The sequence below is a fragment of the Streptomyces sp. MB09-02B genome, assembly GCF_033794485.1.
GTDB lineage: Bacteria > Actinomycetota > Actinomycetes > Streptomycetales > Streptomycetaceae > Streptomyces.
In genome coordinates this window covers 16,587-33,199 of sequence record NZ_JARGEE010000005.1, presented here as the reverse complement: position 1 = coordinate 33,199, position 16,613 = coordinate 16,587, and the positions used below count along the sequence as shown (strand labels likewise).

17 protein-coding genes and 1 pseudogene are annotated in these 16,613 nt (G+C 69.1%); 7 read left to right on the top strand and 11 right to left on the bottom strand.

Features of this window, described 5'->3' with window-relative positions:
- The first annotated feature begins 256 nt into the window (after positions 1 to 256).
- Together P1P70_RS01790 and P1P70_RS01785 are read left to right on the top strand one after the other, a co-directional pair.
- Entirely contained in the window at positions 257 to 625 is a 369-nt protein-coding gene (locus P1P70_RS01790; RefSeq protein WP_086798978.1) for a winged helix-turn-helix transcriptional regulator, read from the top strand.
- A gap of 439 nt (positions 626 to 1,064) precedes the next feature.
- Positions 1,065 to 1,583, top strand: a complete 519-nt coding sequence (locus P1P70_RS01785) for a MarR family winged helix-turn-helix transcriptional regulator (protein WP_086798980.1) — start codon at positions 1,065 to 1,067, stop codon at positions 1,581 to 1,583.
- Between the two features lie 72 nt (positions 1,584 to 1,655).
- Here P1P70_RS01785 and P1P70_RS01780 read toward each other — a convergent pair whose 3' ends face one another.
- From P1P70_RS01780 to P1P70_RS01765, 4 genes are all read right to left on the bottom strand, one after another.
- The gene (locus P1P70_RS01780; protein ID WP_319233965.1) at positions 1,656 to 1,898 is read right to left on the bottom strand and encodes a hypothetical protein; all 243 of its coding nucleotides are present in this window, start codon (positions 1,896 to 1,898) and stop codon (positions 1,656 to 1,658) included.
- 429 nt (positions 1,899 to 2,327) lie between these two features.
- A complete protein-coding gene (locus P1P70_RS01775; protein ID WP_319233963.1) occupies positions 2,328 to 2,798 on the bottom strand; it encodes a copper chaperone PCu(A)C in 471 nt (156 codons plus the stop codon).
- A 664-nt stretch (positions 2,799 to 3,462) separates the two neighbouring features.
- Positions 3,463 to 3,888, bottom strand: coding sequence for a PPOX class F420-dependent oxidoreductase (locus P1P70_RS01770; RefSeq protein ID WP_319233961.1), 426 nt, complete (start codon positions 3,886 to 3,888; stop codon positions 3,463 to 3,465).
- 187 nt (positions 3,889 to 4,075) lie between these two features.
- Positions 4,076 to 4,456 (bottom strand): VOC family protein, encoded by a 381-nt coding sequence (locus tag P1P70_RS01765; RefSeq protein WP_319233960.1) that lies wholly within the window; start codon positions 4,454 to 4,456, stop codon positions 4,076 to 4,078.
- Between the two features lie 307 nt (positions 4,457 to 4,763).
- On the opposite strand from P1P70_RS01765, the gene P1P70_RS01760 reads away from it, so the two are divergent.
- On the top strand, positions 4,764 to 5,252 hold the full coding sequence (locus tag P1P70_RS01760) for a MarR family winged helix-turn-helix transcriptional regulator (protein ID WP_319233959.1): 489 nt from the start codon (positions 4,764 to 4,766) through the stop codon (positions 5,250 to 5,252).
- A gap of 885 nt (positions 5,253 to 6,137) precedes the next feature.
- Positions 6,138 to 7,037 (top strand): SPL family radical SAM protein, encoded by a 900-nt coding sequence (locus P1P70_RS01755; protein ID WP_319233958.1) that lies wholly within the window; start codon positions 6,138 to 6,140, stop codon positions 7,035 to 7,037.
- Between the two features lie 127 nt (positions 7,038 to 7,164).
- On the opposite strand, the gene P1P70_RS01750 is transcribed toward P1P70_RS01755, so the two are convergent.
- From P1P70_RS01750 to P1P70_RS01740, 3 genes and pseudogenes are all read right to left on the bottom strand, one after another.
- On the bottom strand, positions 7,165 to 7,335 hold the full coding sequence (locus P1P70_RS01750) for a hypothetical protein (protein WP_319234007.1): 171 nt from the start codon (positions 7,333 to 7,335) through the stop codon (positions 7,165 to 7,167).
- A 34-nt stretch (positions 7,336 to 7,369) separates the two neighbouring features.
- A pseudogene (locus P1P70_RS01745) lies at positions 7,370 to 7,639 on the bottom strand (LLM class flavin-dependent oxidoreductase); the annotation flags it as partial.
- Positions 7,640 to 7,995: 356 nt separating this feature from the next.
- Complete coding sequence (locus P1P70_RS01740; protein WP_319233957.1) at positions 7,996 to 8,790, bottom strand: MBL fold metallo-hydrolase; 795 nt, start codon at positions 8,788 to 8,790, stop codon at positions 7,996 to 7,998.
- Between the two features lie 92 nt (positions 8,791 to 8,882).
- On the opposite strand from P1P70_RS01740, the gene P1P70_RS01735 reads away from it, so the two are divergent.
- Both P1P70_RS01735 and P1P70_RS01730 read left to right on the top strand, forming a co-directional pair.
- The gene (locus tag P1P70_RS01735) at positions 8,883 to 9,476 is read left to right on the top strand and encodes a CGNR zinc finger domain-containing protein (RefSeq protein ID WP_319233955.1); all 594 of its coding nucleotides are present in this window, start codon (positions 8,883 to 8,885) and stop codon (positions 9,474 to 9,476) included.
- A 299-nt stretch (positions 9,477 to 9,775) separates the two neighbouring features.
- Positions 9,776 to 12,292 (top strand): excinuclease ABC subunit UvrA, encoded by a 2,517-nt coding sequence (locus P1P70_RS01730; RefSeq protein ID WP_319233952.1) that lies wholly within the window; start codon positions 9,776 to 9,778, stop codon positions 12,290 to 12,292.
- A gap of 233 nt (positions 12,293 to 12,525) precedes the next feature.
- Here the strand turns inward: P1P70_RS01730 and P1P70_RS01725 are convergent, their stop codons facing one another.
- The 4 genes from P1P70_RS01725 to P1P70_RS01710 all read right to left on the bottom strand — a co-directional run bounded on the left by P1P70_RS01725 (position 12,526) and on the right by P1P70_RS01710 (position 15,067).
- Positions 12,526 to 12,690, bottom strand: coding sequence for a hypothetical protein (locus tag P1P70_RS01725; RefSeq protein ID WP_319233951.1), 165 nt, complete (start codon positions 12,688 to 12,690; stop codon positions 12,526 to 12,528).
- Between the two features lie 474 nt (positions 12,691 to 13,164).
- Positions 13,165 to 13,389: a heavy-metal-associated domain-containing protein gene (locus P1P70_RS01720; RefSeq protein WP_319233950.1), complete on the bottom strand. Its 225-nt coding sequence runs from the start codon at positions 13,387 to 13,389 to the stop codon at positions 13,165 to 13,167.
- A gap of 102 nt (positions 13,390 to 13,491) precedes the next feature.
- Positions 13,492 to 14,106 (bottom strand): sigma-70 family RNA polymerase sigma factor, encoded by a 615-nt coding sequence (locus tag P1P70_RS01715; RefSeq protein ID WP_237276858.1) that lies wholly within the window; start codon positions 14,104 to 14,106, stop codon positions 13,492 to 13,494.
- 166 nt (positions 14,107 to 14,272) lie between these two features.
- On the bottom strand, positions 14,273 to 15,067 hold the full coding sequence (locus P1P70_RS01710) for a hypothetical protein (RefSeq protein ID WP_319233949.1): 795 nt from the start codon (positions 15,065 to 15,067) through the stop codon (positions 14,273 to 14,275).
- Positions 15,068 to 15,649: 582 nt separating this feature from the next.
- Here P1P70_RS01710 and P1P70_RS01705 point away from each other — a divergent pair.
- Positions 15,650 to 16,402, top strand: a complete 753-nt coding sequence (locus tag P1P70_RS01705; protein ID WP_319234001.1) for an aspartyl/asparaginyl beta-hydroxylase domain-containing protein — start codon at positions 15,650 to 15,652, stop codon at positions 16,400 to 16,402.
- The last annotated feature ends 211 nt before the right edge of the window (positions 16,403 to 16,613 follow it).

Sequence of the window (16,613 nt, the reverse complement as noted above, 5' to 3'; positions counted from 1 at the left end):
CCGAGGTCGGGGTCCGGTCCGAGCTGATCGGGGCGTCTCGATGGCGCGCCGCACGACAGAATCCTGACCGGATTCTGCCTCCTCCCGCTGTCGCTCGGTGATTTTGCTTCGCCGCCCGGGCCACACCAGGCCTCGGCGGTGTGATGTCGGCGATCCCGGTCTTCATCAAGGGACGCCGGTGCGCAGTCGCTTGCTCCGATGGATATCCGGCCGCGCTGTGAGGGCCGCACCCGCCGCCCCCGGAAGGAAGTGAAATATGCCAGAGAAGGCGCAGTTCAACATCTTTGTGGCGGGCTGCCCTTCCCGCACGTCGCTGGATCGCATCGCCGGCAAGTGGAGGGCCATGGTGGTCATCGCGCTCGGGACCGGCAGGATGCGCTTCGGCGACCTGCGTGCCACGGTCGGCGGGATCAGCCCCAAGGTCCTCACCGACACCTTGAGGAGCCTGGAACGCGACGGACTGGTGACCCGGCACGCCTACCCGGAGATACCACCCCGGGTGGAGTACGAGTTGACGGCACTGGGACGCACGCTGGGCGCACCTCTGCGGGCACTGAGGCACTGGGCCGAGGAACACATCCACGAGGTCCTCGACGCCCGCGAGGCATACGACAGCCGCCACTGATCTCCTGCCGGAACCAACCGGCCGGGGCAGTCCACGTGACATGGCCGTCCGGGACGGAGCGTGGTCCATGGGGGGATCACCCACGAAGCCTGCCGAATCTCGCGCCGGAGATCGGGGAGGGCCCCCGCAGCCTGCCTCGCAAACCTCTACTCGGCTTTCGGCATGCTGCCCAACCCCTCGATCACGCCCGAGCGGTTCGCCCCAGGGAATCCCGCGGCGGCGACAGAAGCGGCACTGGTGACTTGTCGCCGACGTCGTGCGTGCTCATGTTCTGAACGTGGCCGTTCCCCCGGCGCGGCCTACTCGGGCGACAACACGTGGCCATGCAAGTGAGCCCCGGTCGCCGACCGCGCTGAGTGACAGCTGTCGGGTGCGCCAGGTGGATGTCCGCGACGGCATACAATTAACAGCCTCTGGAACATAATTCTTCGGAAGATGAATGATGGCTGACGCTGACCTGAAGCTGCTGTACCGGGAGCTGGTCTCGCTGGAGATCGAACTGTGGAACGGGATCGAGGGGCGCTTGCGGGCGGAGTTCGACCTGCCACTGACGTCGTTCGAGGTATTGCACCTGTTGCTGCGGCGACCCGGGCGGCGAGTACAGGACATCGCGGAGGAGTTCTCGATCACGGTCGGGGGCACGAGCAAAGTGGTCGACCGCCTGGAGGCGGCGGGTCTGTGTGCGCGGCAGGCGAACCCGAACGACCGTCGTTCCTCCATCGTCGAGTTGACATCTGCGGGGAGGAAGCTGACGAACGGGGCGCTGAAGGTTTTCGAGGAGGAGCTGGAACTGCGAATCGGGTCGGTGATTCCCGAGCAGTCCGTACGCGAGATGACCGCGGTCCTCAGCACACTGCGGGCAGCTGGACGTGACCTGGACGCCGAGCGGAAGGGAGCTGGGCAGTCGCCGGCGCCGGGTATGCGGGCGTCGAAACGGTCTGGTCGGTCGGCATCCTGAGCCACGCAACTCCGCTGTGCCCGTGGGCTGTCGGCCGGGCCGGGCGAGTACAGGTCCCCGGTTCCGGGCCTGTCAGCCTACGGTCGCGTGTGGGTGCCGTCGAAGGCGATCGTGCTCGATCAGGGCCGAGGTGTTCGCGGCCTTGGTGTGCTGCTCGCCGCCCTCGGCCACGTCCTGATGTCGGCTCGACTGTCCGTGGTGGACATTGGCCGCCGAGCTCGTCGCCACGAGCAGCGTGGGCTGGTGTCTGGGGGCCGTGAACGCGGGCTCACGCTGGCGATGTCCGCCGTAGCCCTCGCCCAGGGCTCGCTCCACTGGACCTTCTCGTCGGCCCGGCCGGCGGTGTCGGGTTCTGCCACGAACTCGCGTGGCGCACCACATGCGTGATGCCCCGAGCGGCATGTCAGTGGGCTCCATGTCCATCGACGCGATCGACATGGGCCACTCGACGGGCACGGGCACCCTGGCCACATGACGCACGACATGGGCGGCGCGTCGTCACGCGGCATGCTCGCAGCCCAGACCCCCTGGCCGCCTTGCTGAGCGGTCTGCGGCCGGCCCCGGCGAGCGGGCCGACGCGTTCCGTGTCCCGCGAGCGGTCGAGGGGCGGCTGGCCGCTCCGCAGCGGCTGCCGATGGCCCCGCCCACCACGCCGATCCGCCACGAAGGGAGTGCCGGTCTCTCCGCGTCCGCGGAAGACTCCGGGCACTCCTCCCGTTCTCCGGCCGGGGCTGCCTCCCGGGCTCACCGCACAGTCTCGGTCACGGTCGCCCGAACGACGACCCTCCCGCTCTGACGGAACCACAGGGTGTACGGCAGTGTCTGCCCGGGCTTCAGCTCAGGTGGATCCAGGATCACGACTCCGAGACCGCCCGGCGCCATGCGTACGGTGCCGCCCGCCGGAACATCGACGGCCCTCACAGGATCCGTACGCCCTGTTCCGGTCCGGCGGACCGTACGGCGGAGCATGCTGACGCCCAGCTCCGGCGAGTCCGCGTAAAGCAGTGTGTCTTTCGACGAGCCGGCGTTGCGGACCTCGAAGTAGGCGGCGGTGGAGTCGGAACCCGCGGGTGCCTCGACGATGCGCGCGTTGACGACCGTGATCCTGGGCGGCGCTACGCCTGCCGCGCCGGTCGCGGTGTAGGCCGCCAGGAGGGCCAGCGCACCACAGGAGGCACCCAATGGTGCCGCGACGGCCCGTAAGACGTTTCCCAAAGGCGTGTTCCGCTTCCGGCGCGTCGCACGCATCAGACTTCTCGGCTCCATGCGTCAGTGGTCGTGGCGTCGTCCTGGCTGGTTCCCGGCTTTTTGCCGAGCCGACCGGTTCCGGCCGGTGGCAGGGAGGAAGGGCCCTCCGAAACCCGGCACAGAGGCGGTCGCCCGCCCGCACGGACGGCGGCGGCGGGGAGGGACTCGTGCTGAGCGGGTTGCTTGTTCCGCACGGCTGAACAAGCTGCTGTGCGAACACGGGAACCGGGCAGTCCATCGACGCGAGGTACTTCGGCACACGTGAAGCGAAGACGGCCCCGGGGCGAGTCGCAGGTCAACGGGAAGTAATGCGGGTCCCCGTCGTCACCTTCGACGGCGTGGGGGTGAAAGGTGTGCCAGCGGCCCGATCCCCGGGCGACATCGCTCTGGTCGTCGTGCCCGGCGGCGGCTTCGGCCCGCAGGACCGCCCGCGCCGGTTGCTGGGAGGCGATCGGCATCTCATCGAGCGAGGAGCCCAGGTCGCGGATGAGCGGGTCGTCCACGACGGTGACCTGATGACGACCGGACCGCCTTCTCCGGCACGTCCGCTGAGCTCCGGAGAACCGTATGCCAGCAGCGAGGTCGAGCACCAAGGTCCTGCAGCAGGTGAGCCTCTGCGCCGGACGGGAAATCAGTCGGCGATGCCGGCGAACGCGATGACCTTCTCGATGTGGGCCCGGACGAGGAGGTTTCCCGCGCCGCCGTTGCGAGCGGCGTACTCCCTGGCGCGCTCTTCGCCCATGTGACGGGCGCCGAGGCGCCCCGCCCATCGCAGTGTCTCTTCGGGGTCCTCGGAGGTCTCGGTGCGGCCCTGGAGCATGACGAAGGCGTAAGGGGGCTGGTCCTGGTCCACGCAGAACGCGAACCGGCCGTCCCGGGCCAGGTTGCGGCCCTTGACCCCGTCCTTCTCGGTGTTGAACACCACGTCGTCTCCGTCGAGCAGGAACCAGACCGGTGTGACGTGCGGGCTGCCGTCGGCGCGGACGGTCGACAGCTTGCCTGTACGGGTGCCCTGGGAGACGAAGGCCCGCCACTGCTGGTCGGTCATTCTGTGCATGAATCTGCCTCTTCTGATCGGGAGTCCGGCCGTGGGGAAGCCGGGTGCTCCGGCTTCCCCACGGAGGGAGCGCAGTCCCTCCGTGCGCTGTCGGCGGAGGTGTGGTGGTCCGGCCCGGGCGTTGCCAAAGGGCCGGGCCCGCAGGGGGAGGACGCGCGGCGGGGCCGCCCGCGGCGTGCGGGACGTGTCACGGGGCGGGTGCGGAGAACACGCCGAAGTGATGTCCTGTGCTGTCCTCCAGGCGGGCGAAGGTGAGGCCCGCGGCGTCGGTGACCGGCGGCATGAGTACCTTGCCGCCCAGTTCCTCGGCGCGCCGGACGGTCGTGGCGACGTCCTGGACAAGGACGTAGAAGACCGCGTAGTCGGGGAACTTCCCCTGCGACTCCCATACGCCCCCGGTGGGCTCCTGGGAGCCCGGTGTGACGACGGCGTGGTAGTTCACCCCGGGGGTGTTGGTGTTGAGCTGGAAGTTCCAGTCGAACAGCTGGCCGTAGAACTCCTTGACTTCTTCCGGCTGGCCGGTGCCGATCTCGAACCAGGCGACGGAGTTGAGGGCGGGGCCGGGCATCGAAGTCTCCTTTGTGTGCAACGGGATATGGCTGCGGTCTCCGTGCGGTACGGCCGGTGGTCGGCGGGCGCCTGTCGGAGTTGCCGTGCTCACTCTATGCATATATATTCCACGGAAGCAACTTCCGAAGATGAATGTTCCGGTTCGGGTAGTGGTGGAGGCCCGTGTTGGCCAGTGCCTGCTGCTACGCGAGCTTCCCCGGGCGGCAGTTCGGGCAGTCGGTGAAGGAGTGGGGCACCTGCATGTACGTCAAGAAGCACGCGGTCGAGCTCGAACATGCATGTGCCCCACCCGCGGCAGGTGCACGTTGATCGACCTCGAGCGGCTGCATCTGGACCTGATGTGGCTCGAGACCACGCTGTGGAACACTCTCGATACCCGGCTGCGCGCGGAGTGCGACCTGCCCATCACCTGGTTCCTGGTCATGCGGTTCCTCGTCCGGCACCCTGGCAGCCGGATCCATGACACGGCCCAGGAGTTCGGAATCACGACGGGTGGCACCAGCAAGGTGGTCGACCGCATCGAGGCGGCCGGCTACTGCCGACGTCGTCCCCACCCGCACGACCGGCGTTCCGCGATCGTCGAACTGACCCCCGATGGACAGGACTTGGTGAGCAGGGCCGTCGAGGTCTGCGAAGCGGAGCTGCGAAGGCAGGTCGGCTCGGAGGCCACCGACCAGTCCCTGGAGCGGTTCGCCGCGACACTCAGCACCTTGCGGGCCGCCCTTTCCCCGGGTGGGGGGCAGGCGTCCATCGAACGCGGCCCGGGCGCCGGCGCCCTCGACCTGGGCGAATGATCGTCGCGACTACCGCCAGGGCGTCCTGGTGACGGCCGCGCTTCAGGCGCACTTGCCGCGCCGTGGACAGCGAACGAACGAGGCGGGGCGGATTTGGTGCGTCAGAACGACGACGACCCTGGGAGCCGACAACCGACCGCGACCGGCTCTGTGCACCTGCTCGGGTGGGCGACAACTCGAACCAGGCCGACCGCATGCCTCCTGTGGCGCTGGCGGCTTCGCAGGGGCGGCCGGCGCCTGCGCCCTACTGACAGAGAACCGCTTCACGCCGGCCGGGCGGGAGGGATCCATGATCTGTGGACTGAGCGTCGTACCGCTCATGCCGACAGACTGACGTAAGGCCGTTGGGCATTTCGACGATTACGAGTCCGCTGGGCGGCCGCTGACGTGCCGATCCGCCACTCCCGCCGGTGAGAACCCGTACGTGGTGGCGCCCGCTCGCGGCGTCAACGCGCTCACACGTCGGCCCGGATCGGGTAGGGCGGCGCGCGCCGCGCTCGCGGGTGGAACGACGTATGAGGTTCGTCCTCTGCGTGCGGCCGGGGGTCGACGGTGCTCCAACGCTCGGCGGCCGAGTCGCTCATCCGGGGACCCGGTGTTCTTCTCGCCGACGGACTGCAACCTTCTCCTGGCGAGAACATCCATCTCTGGAAGTTGCTTCCGTGGAATATATTAGTTTAATGTGGCCTCACCTCACCAGCCGCGGCGCGCGGAGGATGCCGATCTGCGGACGTCGCCAGTGCCAGGGAGTCGGCTCCTACCACCACCGACCGGCTTGTCGAGGTCCCCTCACTGTCATGCCTGCGTCGGCGCCCCGCGTCGAACCTGGTGATTTCGCATATCGGTCGCGTGAATCCCCCATAAATCGCTTCAGGAGAAAGAGTCATGAAGGCGGTCGAGATCAAGGCGACATCGCTGATCAACAGGTCGAAGATTCCTTCGGTCGACTACGTGGTGAACCCCTATGTCGGGTGCGTGTTCGGCTGTGCCTACTGCTACGCCAGCGCCTCTGGCCGCCGGCTCGGCGAGCCCGTGTCGACCTGGGGCGACTATCTGTACGTCAAGACCAACGCCGTCGAGGTCGTGCGCAAGCAGCTGGAGCGGATGAGCGAGGACAAGCGGCAGGGCACCCTGGTGCTGAGTTCGCAGACCGACCCCTACCAGGGGCACGAGAAGCACTACCGGCTCACCCGCGGCATCCTGGCCGAACTGGTGGCGGTCCGCTATCCGGGAACGGTGCGGATCCTGACGAAGTCGCCACTGGTCACCCGGGATGTCGACCTGCTCACTGCTCTGCCCGATGCCGAGGTGGGCCTGACGGTCACCACCACCGACGACACGGTCAGCCGGTGGCTCGAAGTCCGTGCCCCGCTCGCCTCCCGCCGTCTGCGGACTCTCGCGGAGCTGCACGAAGCCGGAGTGCGCACCTATGCCTTCGTCGGTCCGCTGCTGCCTCATTTCGTCGAGGAGCCCCAGTTGCTGGAAACCCTGTTCGCCCGGCTCGCGGAGGCCGGGGTGCGGGAGGTCTACATGGAGCACATCAATCTGGACTCCTACATCCGGCGTCGTATGGACGAGGTCCTCGTCGGCGAGCCCGACCACGTCCGCGACGCCTATGCCAGGGCCCGTACCCGGTCCCACAAGGAACGTCTCGACGACCTCGTGGTGCCGCTGCTGGCCAGGCACGGGCTCACCCTCCGCTTCGACGAGGTCATCCGGCACACCGAGTTCGCACAGAAGAAGCAGGCCGAACGAGCTGCGCGGGCTGCCGGCTCCGGTGCCTGAATCGCCACGACCACAGGAATCCGTATCTCCACGACCGTGGGAATTGCCCCCGCCCTGAAGGCGCGGGCAGAACCCACCGGTCCGACGTCGGCCATGACCATGCCGTCCGCGTGTCCACTTCTGTCCCTCACCAGTCCTGGCCCAGCCGGGCGGCGAGCTGCGCCGAGTAGTCGGAGGAGCCGAGGAGCCACACCGGCAGGCGGCCGGTGGGCGGGGTGACGCCGTTGCGCCGGTCCTGGCGGGCCCCGGCACGGCGTATACGCGGTCGGCGTAGGGGGTTCGGCGGTGAAGTCGTCACCGAGGAAGTGCAGCAGTTCGAGGACCTGCCAGGGGAAGTCCGCGGCGTCGGAGGCGCCGCGGTACAGGGCGGCGGCCGTGGCGTGGTCGGTGCCCCGGGCGAGGCCCAGGCCCAGGTCGATGCGGCCAGGGGCGAGGGCGCCCAGCATGCCGAACTGTTCGGCGACGACCAGCGGCGGGTGGTGGGGCAGCATGATCCCGCCCGCGCCGAGCCGGAGCCCGCTGGTCTCCGCGGTGAGCCGGGACAGCAGGACGGGCGGACTTGAGGTGGAGACGCTGGGCATGGCGTGGTGCTCGTTCATCCAGTAGCGGGTGAAGCCGCGTCGGTCGGCGAGCCGGGCGAGTCCGGATGCTGCCGGCCAGCGCCTCCGCGGCGGTCTGGTCGGTGCCGGTCATGGCGGAGTCCGGTACGGAAAGGATGGCGGGGGCGGAGTCATGGCGGGTGTTCGCGGATGGGGTCGGACATGCTCGTGCGGTCCTTCGGTTTCGACGTGTGCGGCGTGCGGGGAGGTGGGGGCGCCGGGCCCCGGCCGACAGGTGCGGCGGGTCTCTGCCGGCCGGCGTCCGGCCGCCGACCGGCATACCTACCGCCCGGCGCGACGGCGGCCCCGACCACGTGCCCGAGATGCGTACTCGACGTACGTGCCCGACGTGCGTCGGGTCAGCCGCGGACGCCGAAGTCGACGCGGTCCGAGAGACCGGCGGCGGCAAAGGCGGCGACGAGCTCGTCGCCGCCCTCGGTGAAGTGGGCCCAGCTGTCGTAGTGGACGGGGACCACACGGCCGGCGTCGAGGATCTTCGCGGCCTCCGCCGCCTGGGCGCTGTCCAGGACCAACAGCCCGCCGTCGAAGACCTCGGAGAAGCGGGGCGCTCCGGCGAAGAGGAGGGCCGTGTCCACCGGGGCGAAGCGCTCGGCGATGTCCTTGACCGCGTCGAGAGAGGCGTTGTCGCCGCTGACGTAGACGGTGGGCAGACCCTCGCCGGTGAGGGCGAATCCGACGACCTCGCCGCAGATCGGCTCGACCTCCTCGCGCGGGCCGGGGCCGTGGATGGCGGGCACGCCGGTCACGGTGACCGTGCCGGGCCCGCCGTCCCGGCGCTCAAGCTCTACGGACTGCCAGTCGGCGAGGCCGGTGGCCGCCTCCCCGAGACGCTCCCCACCGCCGGGGGTGGTGAGCGTCAGCGGGACGTCGGCGAGCAGGGCCCGGCCGGAGGTGTCGAGGTTGTCGGCGTGCTCGTCGTGCGAGAGCAGGACCACGTCGACGCGGCCGAGGCCGGCCGGGCTGCCGTCAGCCGCCGCCGTCTTGGTCAGCACGCCGGACGGTGCCTTGTGGTCGCCGGGGGCGTCGAAGGTCGGGTCGGTGAGAAAGCGCAGGCCGCCGAACTCGAAGAATGCCGTCGGGCCGCCGAAGACGCGGACGGGGAACGGGGCGGTCTGCAGGGTCGGGGAAGACATGAAAAATGTTCCTCACGGATAGGAGGCGAGTTAACCGTGATTCGACGGTACGCATATCTCACGGATGAATGCAACCCGTACCATGAGGAAGTATGGAAGAGTCCGCAAGGGAAGAAGCTGCCCTGCCGTCGGCGCCGGGTGAGGCGGAGCACCCCGCCCTGGCCCTGGCCAACAGCGCAATCGCGCTGCCCGGCGGGCACACGGCCGACCTCCTGGGTGCCCCGGCGCGGGCCGAGGAGTGGCTGGTGCGGCGCGACCTCGCCCCGGCCGGTGCCGGCTTGGCGGAGGTGTGCGCAACGCAGCTGCGCTCGTTGCGCGAACAGGTCAGGTCGCTGCTGGCCTCCCGTGTCGCCGGGCAGCCCGCCCTGCCCGCCGCCGTCACGGCGGTCAACGATGCGATGACCCGCGTCCCGACCGCATCCCTGCTGGTGTGGGACGAGAAGAGCGGTCCCTACCGCGCCACGCCCCACCCCACCACCGCGATCGTCGAGCACGCTCTCGCGGTCATCGCCGCCGACGCCGCCGACCTGCTCACTTCCCCCGACGCCGCCCGACTGACCGCCTGCGCATCCCCTCCCTGCAACCGCTTCCTGCTCAAGCACGGCCGCCGTCACTGGTGCTCCATCCGCTGCGGCGACCGCGCCCGTGCCGCCCGCGCCTACGCTCGCCGCACCACGATGGGGTGACGGCGCCGCATCGACCGGCCCGGCCGAATGTGACAGCACCCGTTCCCAGCGCGGCCGGGTGGGTCTGCGCAGCGTGTCCTTCGGTTCCCTCGTGGGCCCTCTCGGTCTTCTGCTTCCATAGAAGTAACTTCCTGGGAAGTATATTTCGGGTATGGTGATTCTTCGGATGCTGCGAGCACCCGTCTGTCCCGGAGGCCGAAGACCCTCGGACGACGCGCTCAGGAGGAGAAGCGATGGCGCACGACGAGGTAACAGGCGGCGACCCATGGGCCGGGGCCCCGGGCGGACGAGGTACGGACGTGACGGATTCGCCGCTGTCCATCCAGGTGCGCGGGGCGAAGGTCCACAACCTGAAGAACGTCGACGTGACGGTGCCGCTGCGCCAGCTCGTCGCGGTCGCGGGGGTGTCCGGCTCCGGGAAGTCGTCGCTGGCGATGGGGGTGCTGTACGCGGAGGGCTCACGACGCTACATCGAGGCGCTGTCCACGTACACCCGCCGACGCATGGCGCAGGCACCGCGTGCGTCGGTGGACAGCGTCGAGCACGTGCCCGCGGCCCTCGCCTTGCGGCAGCGGCCCTCAGTGCCCGGGGTGCGCAGCACTTTCGGCACGTCGACCGAGCTGCTCAACGTGCTGCGCCTGCTGTTCTCCCGGCTGGGATCACACCTGTGCCCAGGCGGCCACCGACAGGACCCGACGATCGACGTGGCCGCGGGACTGGACCTGACCTGCCACGTGTGCCAGGTGACGTTCTACCCGCCGGGCGCGGAGTCGCTGGCCTTCAACTCGGACGGCGCATGCCCGCAGTGCACCGGCACCGGCACGGTCCGGGAAGTCGATGAAGCAGCACTCGTCCCCGATCCGCAACGCACCATCGCCGACGGGGCGGTGGCTGCGTGGTCGATGTTCGGGCTGACCGTGATGCCGCAGGTCGTCGCCGAGCTCGGGGTGCGCACCGATGTGCCGTACACGGAACTGACCCCCCGCGAACGGGACATCGTCATGCACGGCCCCGCGGAGCAGCGGCACATCAGTGTCCGGTCCAAGAACGGCAAGTTCTTCGAGCTGGACTTCACTTACCGCAACGCCCGCCGGGCCGTCGAGGAAGCCCTGAACAACGCCACCACCGAACGCGGGCTGAACCGTGTGCACAGGTTCATCAGCGCCCAGGTGTGCCCGGCCTGCCACGGCACCCGGCTCAGCGAGCAGGCCCGCGCCACCCTCGTCGACGGCAGTAACCTCGCCGAAGCCACCGCGAAGACCCTCGACGAACTCATCGCCTGGGCCCCCACCCTCGCGGACGGCCTGCCGCCCGAGATGCGCCCGATGGCACGGAACATCGTCGCCACCCTGCTGGAGACCGCCCGCCGCCTGGTCGAACTCGGCCTCGGCTACCTCGCCCTGGACCGGGCGAGCTCCACCCTGTCAACCGGCGAGCGACAACGCGTCCAACTGGCCCGCGCCGTACGCAACCAGACCACCGGCGTGCTCTACGTCCTCGACGAACCCTCCATCGGCCTGCACCCTTCGAACGTGGACGGCCTGCTCGGCGTCATGCGCGACCTGCTCCGCGACGGCAACTCCGTGGTCCTCGTCGACCACGACGTCCAAGTCCTGCGCGAAGCCGACTGGCTCATCGAGATCGGCCCCGGCTCCGGCACCGAAGGCGGGACCGTCCTGGCCACCGGCGACGTCACCACACTCGGCAAGGACCCCAACTCCCTCATCGGTGGATTCCTCACCGGCCGCGAACCCGTCCTCGTCCGCCAACGGGCCGACCGCGACACGATGTTCGACCAAGGCCGCATCCACCTCTCCACCCGGCCCCTGCACACCGTGCACGCCCTGGACGTCGACATCCCCCGGGGCCGCCTGACAGCCGTGACCGGAGTCTCCGGATCGGGCAAGACCACGCTCATCCTCGAAAGTCTGATTCCCGCACTCCAGGCGCAAGCCGCGGGCAGAGCGCTGCCCGACCATGTGGCCGCGGTGGACGCGCAGGCGATCACCCGGGTGAACACGGTCGACGCCACCCCCATCGGCGTCAACGTCCGCTCCACCGTCGCCACCTACAGCGGCGTCCTCGACGACCTGCGCCGCGCCTACGCCGCCACCGACGCGGCCAAGCAGCGGGGGCTCACCGCCGCAGACTTCTCCTACAACACCGGTTCCCTGCGCTGCCCCCGTTGCGAAGGTACGGGCCAGGTCTCCCTCGACGTCCAGTTCCTGCCGGATGTCGACATCGCCTGCCCCGCATGTGACGGCACCCGGTACGCCCCCGCAGCTGCCGACATCCGCCGCCCCAATCCCGGAAACCCGGACGACGGAGCCTCCTTGCCCGACCTGCTCGCCCTCACCGTCAGGCAGGCGATCGAGCAGGTCGGAGACATCCGTCGCGTGAGAACCCGGCTCCAGGCCCTCATCGACCTCGGACTCGGATATCTCACCCTGGGCGAAGACACCCCAGCCCTCTCCGGCGGCGAGGCACAGCGGCTGAAGCTCGCCACCGAGCTGACCCGGAACCAGTCCGACACCCTCTTCGTCCTGGACGAACCCAGCGTCGGGCTCCACCCCCTCGACATCCGCACGCTGCTGGACGTCCTGCGGAGACTGGGGGACAACGGCGCCACCGTCATCGTCATCGAACACGACCTGGACATGATCGCCAACGCCGACTACGTCATCGACATGGGCCCCGGAGGCGGCAAAGCCGGCGGCACCATCGTCGCCACCGGAACGCCCGACGACCTCTCACCTGATCCCGACAGCGTCACCGCCCGCTATCTCAACCGCCATCTGCACCCGACGCAGAGGTGAAGCGAGCAGAGCCGAGCCCTGGCTGGGGATTCGGCCTCTCTGCTGTATCCGGCCGGGCCTCCGGCTCATGTCGCGGCGGAGGCTGTACCGCCCTTCCGTTGCCCGACGGCGCTCGGGGTATGGCTGGTCTTCGAGGACGAGGTCGCCGTCTCGACGACCTCGCACCGGGAACGCGTCTGGGCGCCACCCGTTGCCCGTGAGGTCGGTCTTGCTTGAGCAGGGTCGGCGAACCTTCAATCGGCTCGGCTTCGGGCGTAGTCGGCGTACGGTTCGGTCCCGGGAAATGCGGGCTGGGTGAATTGGGCGTAGGTGCAGGGCAGGCCGTTGCCGATGTCGTTCTTCAGCGGCAGGGGTGACGCCTCGACGCTGAGCGGCTGTGGTGTGAGGCGTCTGTTCACCCGCGCGAGAGTGATCCGGTGCCCGCGGTGCGTCGCGATCAGCCGCTCCGCCTCGGCGAGGGCGTCGATCCGCGCGGTGAACCCCTTCTCGGGAGTCGGTTGATTCGCGGTAGCCGGAGTTCACAGCGATCAACTCCTCGGTACCGTCCGCGGGCACGCACATCAGCACGAGGGCACACGACTTCGTCTCCTGGCAGACGTATGCGCAGGGGATGCCGTCGGCCCATGCGTAGACGTAGTCGCTGCCGGACAGATCGCGTTCGCCGAACGCCTGGTGGTCGGCCGGCCACTGCTGGGTGAACCGGGTGGCCGTCGCCGGTGACAGGCCGCAGAGCCTGCCGAGGAACTGCTCCAGGGTGGGCACGAAGTCGCCGGGGCGGCCGTGCCATGGCGCTCGGGGCGACGCTCCCGGCCCACCGGGGGTAGCGGCAGGGAAGAGGGGCCGACCGGGAGGGCCGGCCCCAGGGTCCCAGCTCAGGATGCCGCGCTCCGTGCCCCTTCGGTGACCACGTAGCCCGCCTCGATGATCGCCGCCCGTACGGCGTCCTCGTCGACCGAGTCCCCGCTCACGGTCACCAGACCCGCGCGGACATCGACGTCGATCTTGGTGACGCCGGGTACCTCAGTCACCTCCTCGGTGACGCTCGCGGCGCAGTGTCCGCAGCTCATGCCGGACACGGAGTAGATCTTCGAGGCCATGGTGGGTGCTCCTGTCTTCGCTTCTGTGTGAGGTTCGGTGTGGTGTTCCGGTGTGCGGATGAGCTCGGTAGGTTCCGAGTCCGGGCCGGCTGTGGCCGCCGGTCAAGCGGCTGACGCGCCTACCGGGCGGGGCCCTTCGGCGTTGTACAGCGACTCGATCAGTGAGCCGCGGGCGCGGGCCACTCGTGAGCGCACTGTGCCGATGGGGCAGCGACTGACGCGTGCCGCCTCCTCGTAGGGCAGGCCCAGCAGTTGGGTCAGCACGAATGCCTCGCGACGCTCGTCGGGCAGCGCGGCCAGGAGTTCGGCGAGGGCGATCCCTTCGTCGAAGCCGGGCAGGTCGCGTGACTGTGTGCGGTCGGCGACCGCTTGCCAGTCATCGGTGTCCGACAGACGGGGCCGGGCGGCGGCGTACCGGATGCTGTCGATGACCGCGCGGCGGGCGATGGACAGCAGCCAACTGCGTGCCGAGGAGCGGCCTTCGAAGCGGTGCAGGCTGCCCAGGGCGCGCAGGAAGGTGTCCTGGGCCAGGTCGTCGGCGTTCTGCGGGTCGGCGCCGAGGTGGGTGACGTAACGAATGACATCGCGGTGCAGGGCGCGGACGAACTTCTCGACGGCGTCGGGGTCTCCACCGCGCGCGGCGAGTGCCCAGGACGTTATCGACTCGTCTCGCGACACGCGTGCGTCGCCAGGGGTGGGGAGGACAGGAGTGAGCACCTGAAATCCTTCTCGGGGTCCGGGAACCAGGCTCGCGCAGAGGGCGGGCGTGGTGGTTCCGGTGACTGTTGACATACGGCTGCGCTGGTGCGCGCGGCCGATGCCCGAGGCAGGAGCGGAGCGTTGGTGGAGGACTCCGTGTACGGCCTCGGGGAACCGGCTGTCGTCAGAGGACAGCGGTTCCGACAGGTGGTCCCCGGGAAGTGATGGCGTGGACGAGAAGAAGCTGCCGCAGCACGCGACTTGAGCCACTTCGGCGGGCACGGATGCGAGGGCGGTGCGGCGGGGCGGGCAGCCGGAGCAGCAGCCCAAGGGGGGCGGCCAGCCAGCCGGCGAGCACCCGGAGAACGCGGAAGACCGCCCGCTCACCATGAGCGAGCCACAGGGCGCAGAGCAGGGCGGTGACGAGGTGGGCGACGAGCATGCCCGTCGAGGACATCCCGTCCATGCCATGGCCCGCGTGACCCCCATGAGTCACGGCGCCCATGGAGTCCGCGCCGCTCATGTTCTCCATGCCACTCATCGATCCCGCGGCATCCGTCGAGCCCATGGAGTGGTGGGAGTGTGCGCCCGCCATGGCGTGGCTCATGGAATGCGTGGCAGCTGATGTGCCCACGCCGCCGGCACCGCCGGCCGGCGGTGAGCACAGCAGGGAGCGCGTCCAGCGTTCAACCAGGGGTGCCCCGCCGGACGGTGTCGTTGCTGCGAGGGCCTGCGCGAGCGAGAACAACGCGTGCAGAGCCACCTGGGTGATGACCGCGAAGGAGGCGACCACGAGGAGTCCTCGTTCCCGACCGGCCAGAGACCAGGCCGCCCCGCCCGCTGCCACGGCCCCGGCGGCCAGAGCCCAGCCGGGCACCGCGAGGTCCGACGCCATCACATGGCCCTGGACAGCGGCCAACACGCAGACGACCGCGAACATCGCGGCCCTCAGCGTGCGAGCACTTCGTCCAGCAGTCATAACGGCTTCATCCTTGCATCAGCGTCTCCGCCGTCATCGATCGGTACGGACGGCGATGGGTGCCCCACTCAATGCGACTTGTGTGATGCAGATAACGCAACGTGCTGTCTGCGAAAGAACATTGACCGGTTTCCGGGTGCGGCCGGCGTCCCGCGAGGTGCGTGGGGGTACCGGCGGCGTGAAGCGTCCCCGGGGTGCGGAGCGGTGTCCTGCGGTATTCGCGCTGCTACGGAGCCGCTCTGCGGGATCGCGCGCTTGGTGAGCCAGGGTGGCCCCGTCGCGGGCACCCCGGCCCGTGTCGCCGTTGAAGAGGGTTGGGTCTCGACCGGATGGCCGAGCGAGCACGGGTAATCAGTGCCCGACGGGACGCCTGCCCCAACTCCCGGCAGCGCGAGGGAAGTCGGCGCGCGGTCACCGGGAACTCAAGCCCCATCATGGCCGACTACTGGTTCGACAGCGCTGCCCGGTACACCCTCTGACCGCCGTGTGAGGTCGTCGGCGGGGCGGGCGCGGAACTTCGGACGGAGGCGGTTCGGTGCACGTGAGACACAAAGGACACTCGTCGTGGCTGCGGAGACGTGGATGACACCGGAGATCGAGGACGCCTTCGCGGCGGTCAGGGCCGAGTGCGGCGCCGATTCGCTCGTCCGGGTCGAGCGGATGCTGGAGCCGGGCAGCGGAGAACGGCACCCGCTGCAGAAAGAGGCCAAGTGGATCCTGCCAGGTCTCTCTCCCACTCCTTGGCACGATCCCTATGCCTACGTCGAACTGGCGCCCGCCGTCCACGCGCTGGAGGCCGGTCACCAGGCGATAAAGAAGGAACTGAACGCCGCATGGGAAGCCCGCCGGGAGGCGTTCTCGGACTACGAGCACTATCTGACCCGGCAGGAGGACTGGCAGGCTCTCTACCTGTTCCGCCAGGGAGGTCTTGTCGAGGAGTCGGCCGCCACGGTCCCCACCGTCTACCAGGTGGTGAAGGACGTCGCCGTCGATACGGAGAAGATATGCCCTCTCCTCGAATGTCATTTCTCCACTCTGTTGCCGGGTGCCGTGGTCGAGCCCCATTGTGACCTGTGGAACTTCAGCATCAATCTGCATCTCGCCGTGGACATTCCGGACGGGTGCAGCATCACGGTCGCCGGGGAGACCCGTTCCTGGGAAGAGGGAAAGTGTCTCCTCTTCGACTACTCCTTCGAGCATGAGGCGCGCAACGAGGGCACTCGTCCGCGAACATGCCTGCTCATCGACCTCTGGCACCCGGAGACCACTATTCCGGAACGTCGGGCGCTGGTCGCCCTCATCAGCGAGATCCGACGGCTCATGGGAGAGGGCTGACGCGAGGAGAGTTCGCGATGTCGCTTTCCTTTTCATCCGGCAGGCTGTGACTGCCGGATATCGATGCTGCCCTAAATTCTCGGGTGCTGGGAGTGTGGGATCGAAAATTCGGCCGTTCCCGATCCCGGGAGACGCTGCTACGGTGACTGACCGAAAGAGATCGGTCCCACGGAATTCTGTCCAGGTGAATTCCCTGTGTTCTGATCCCGAG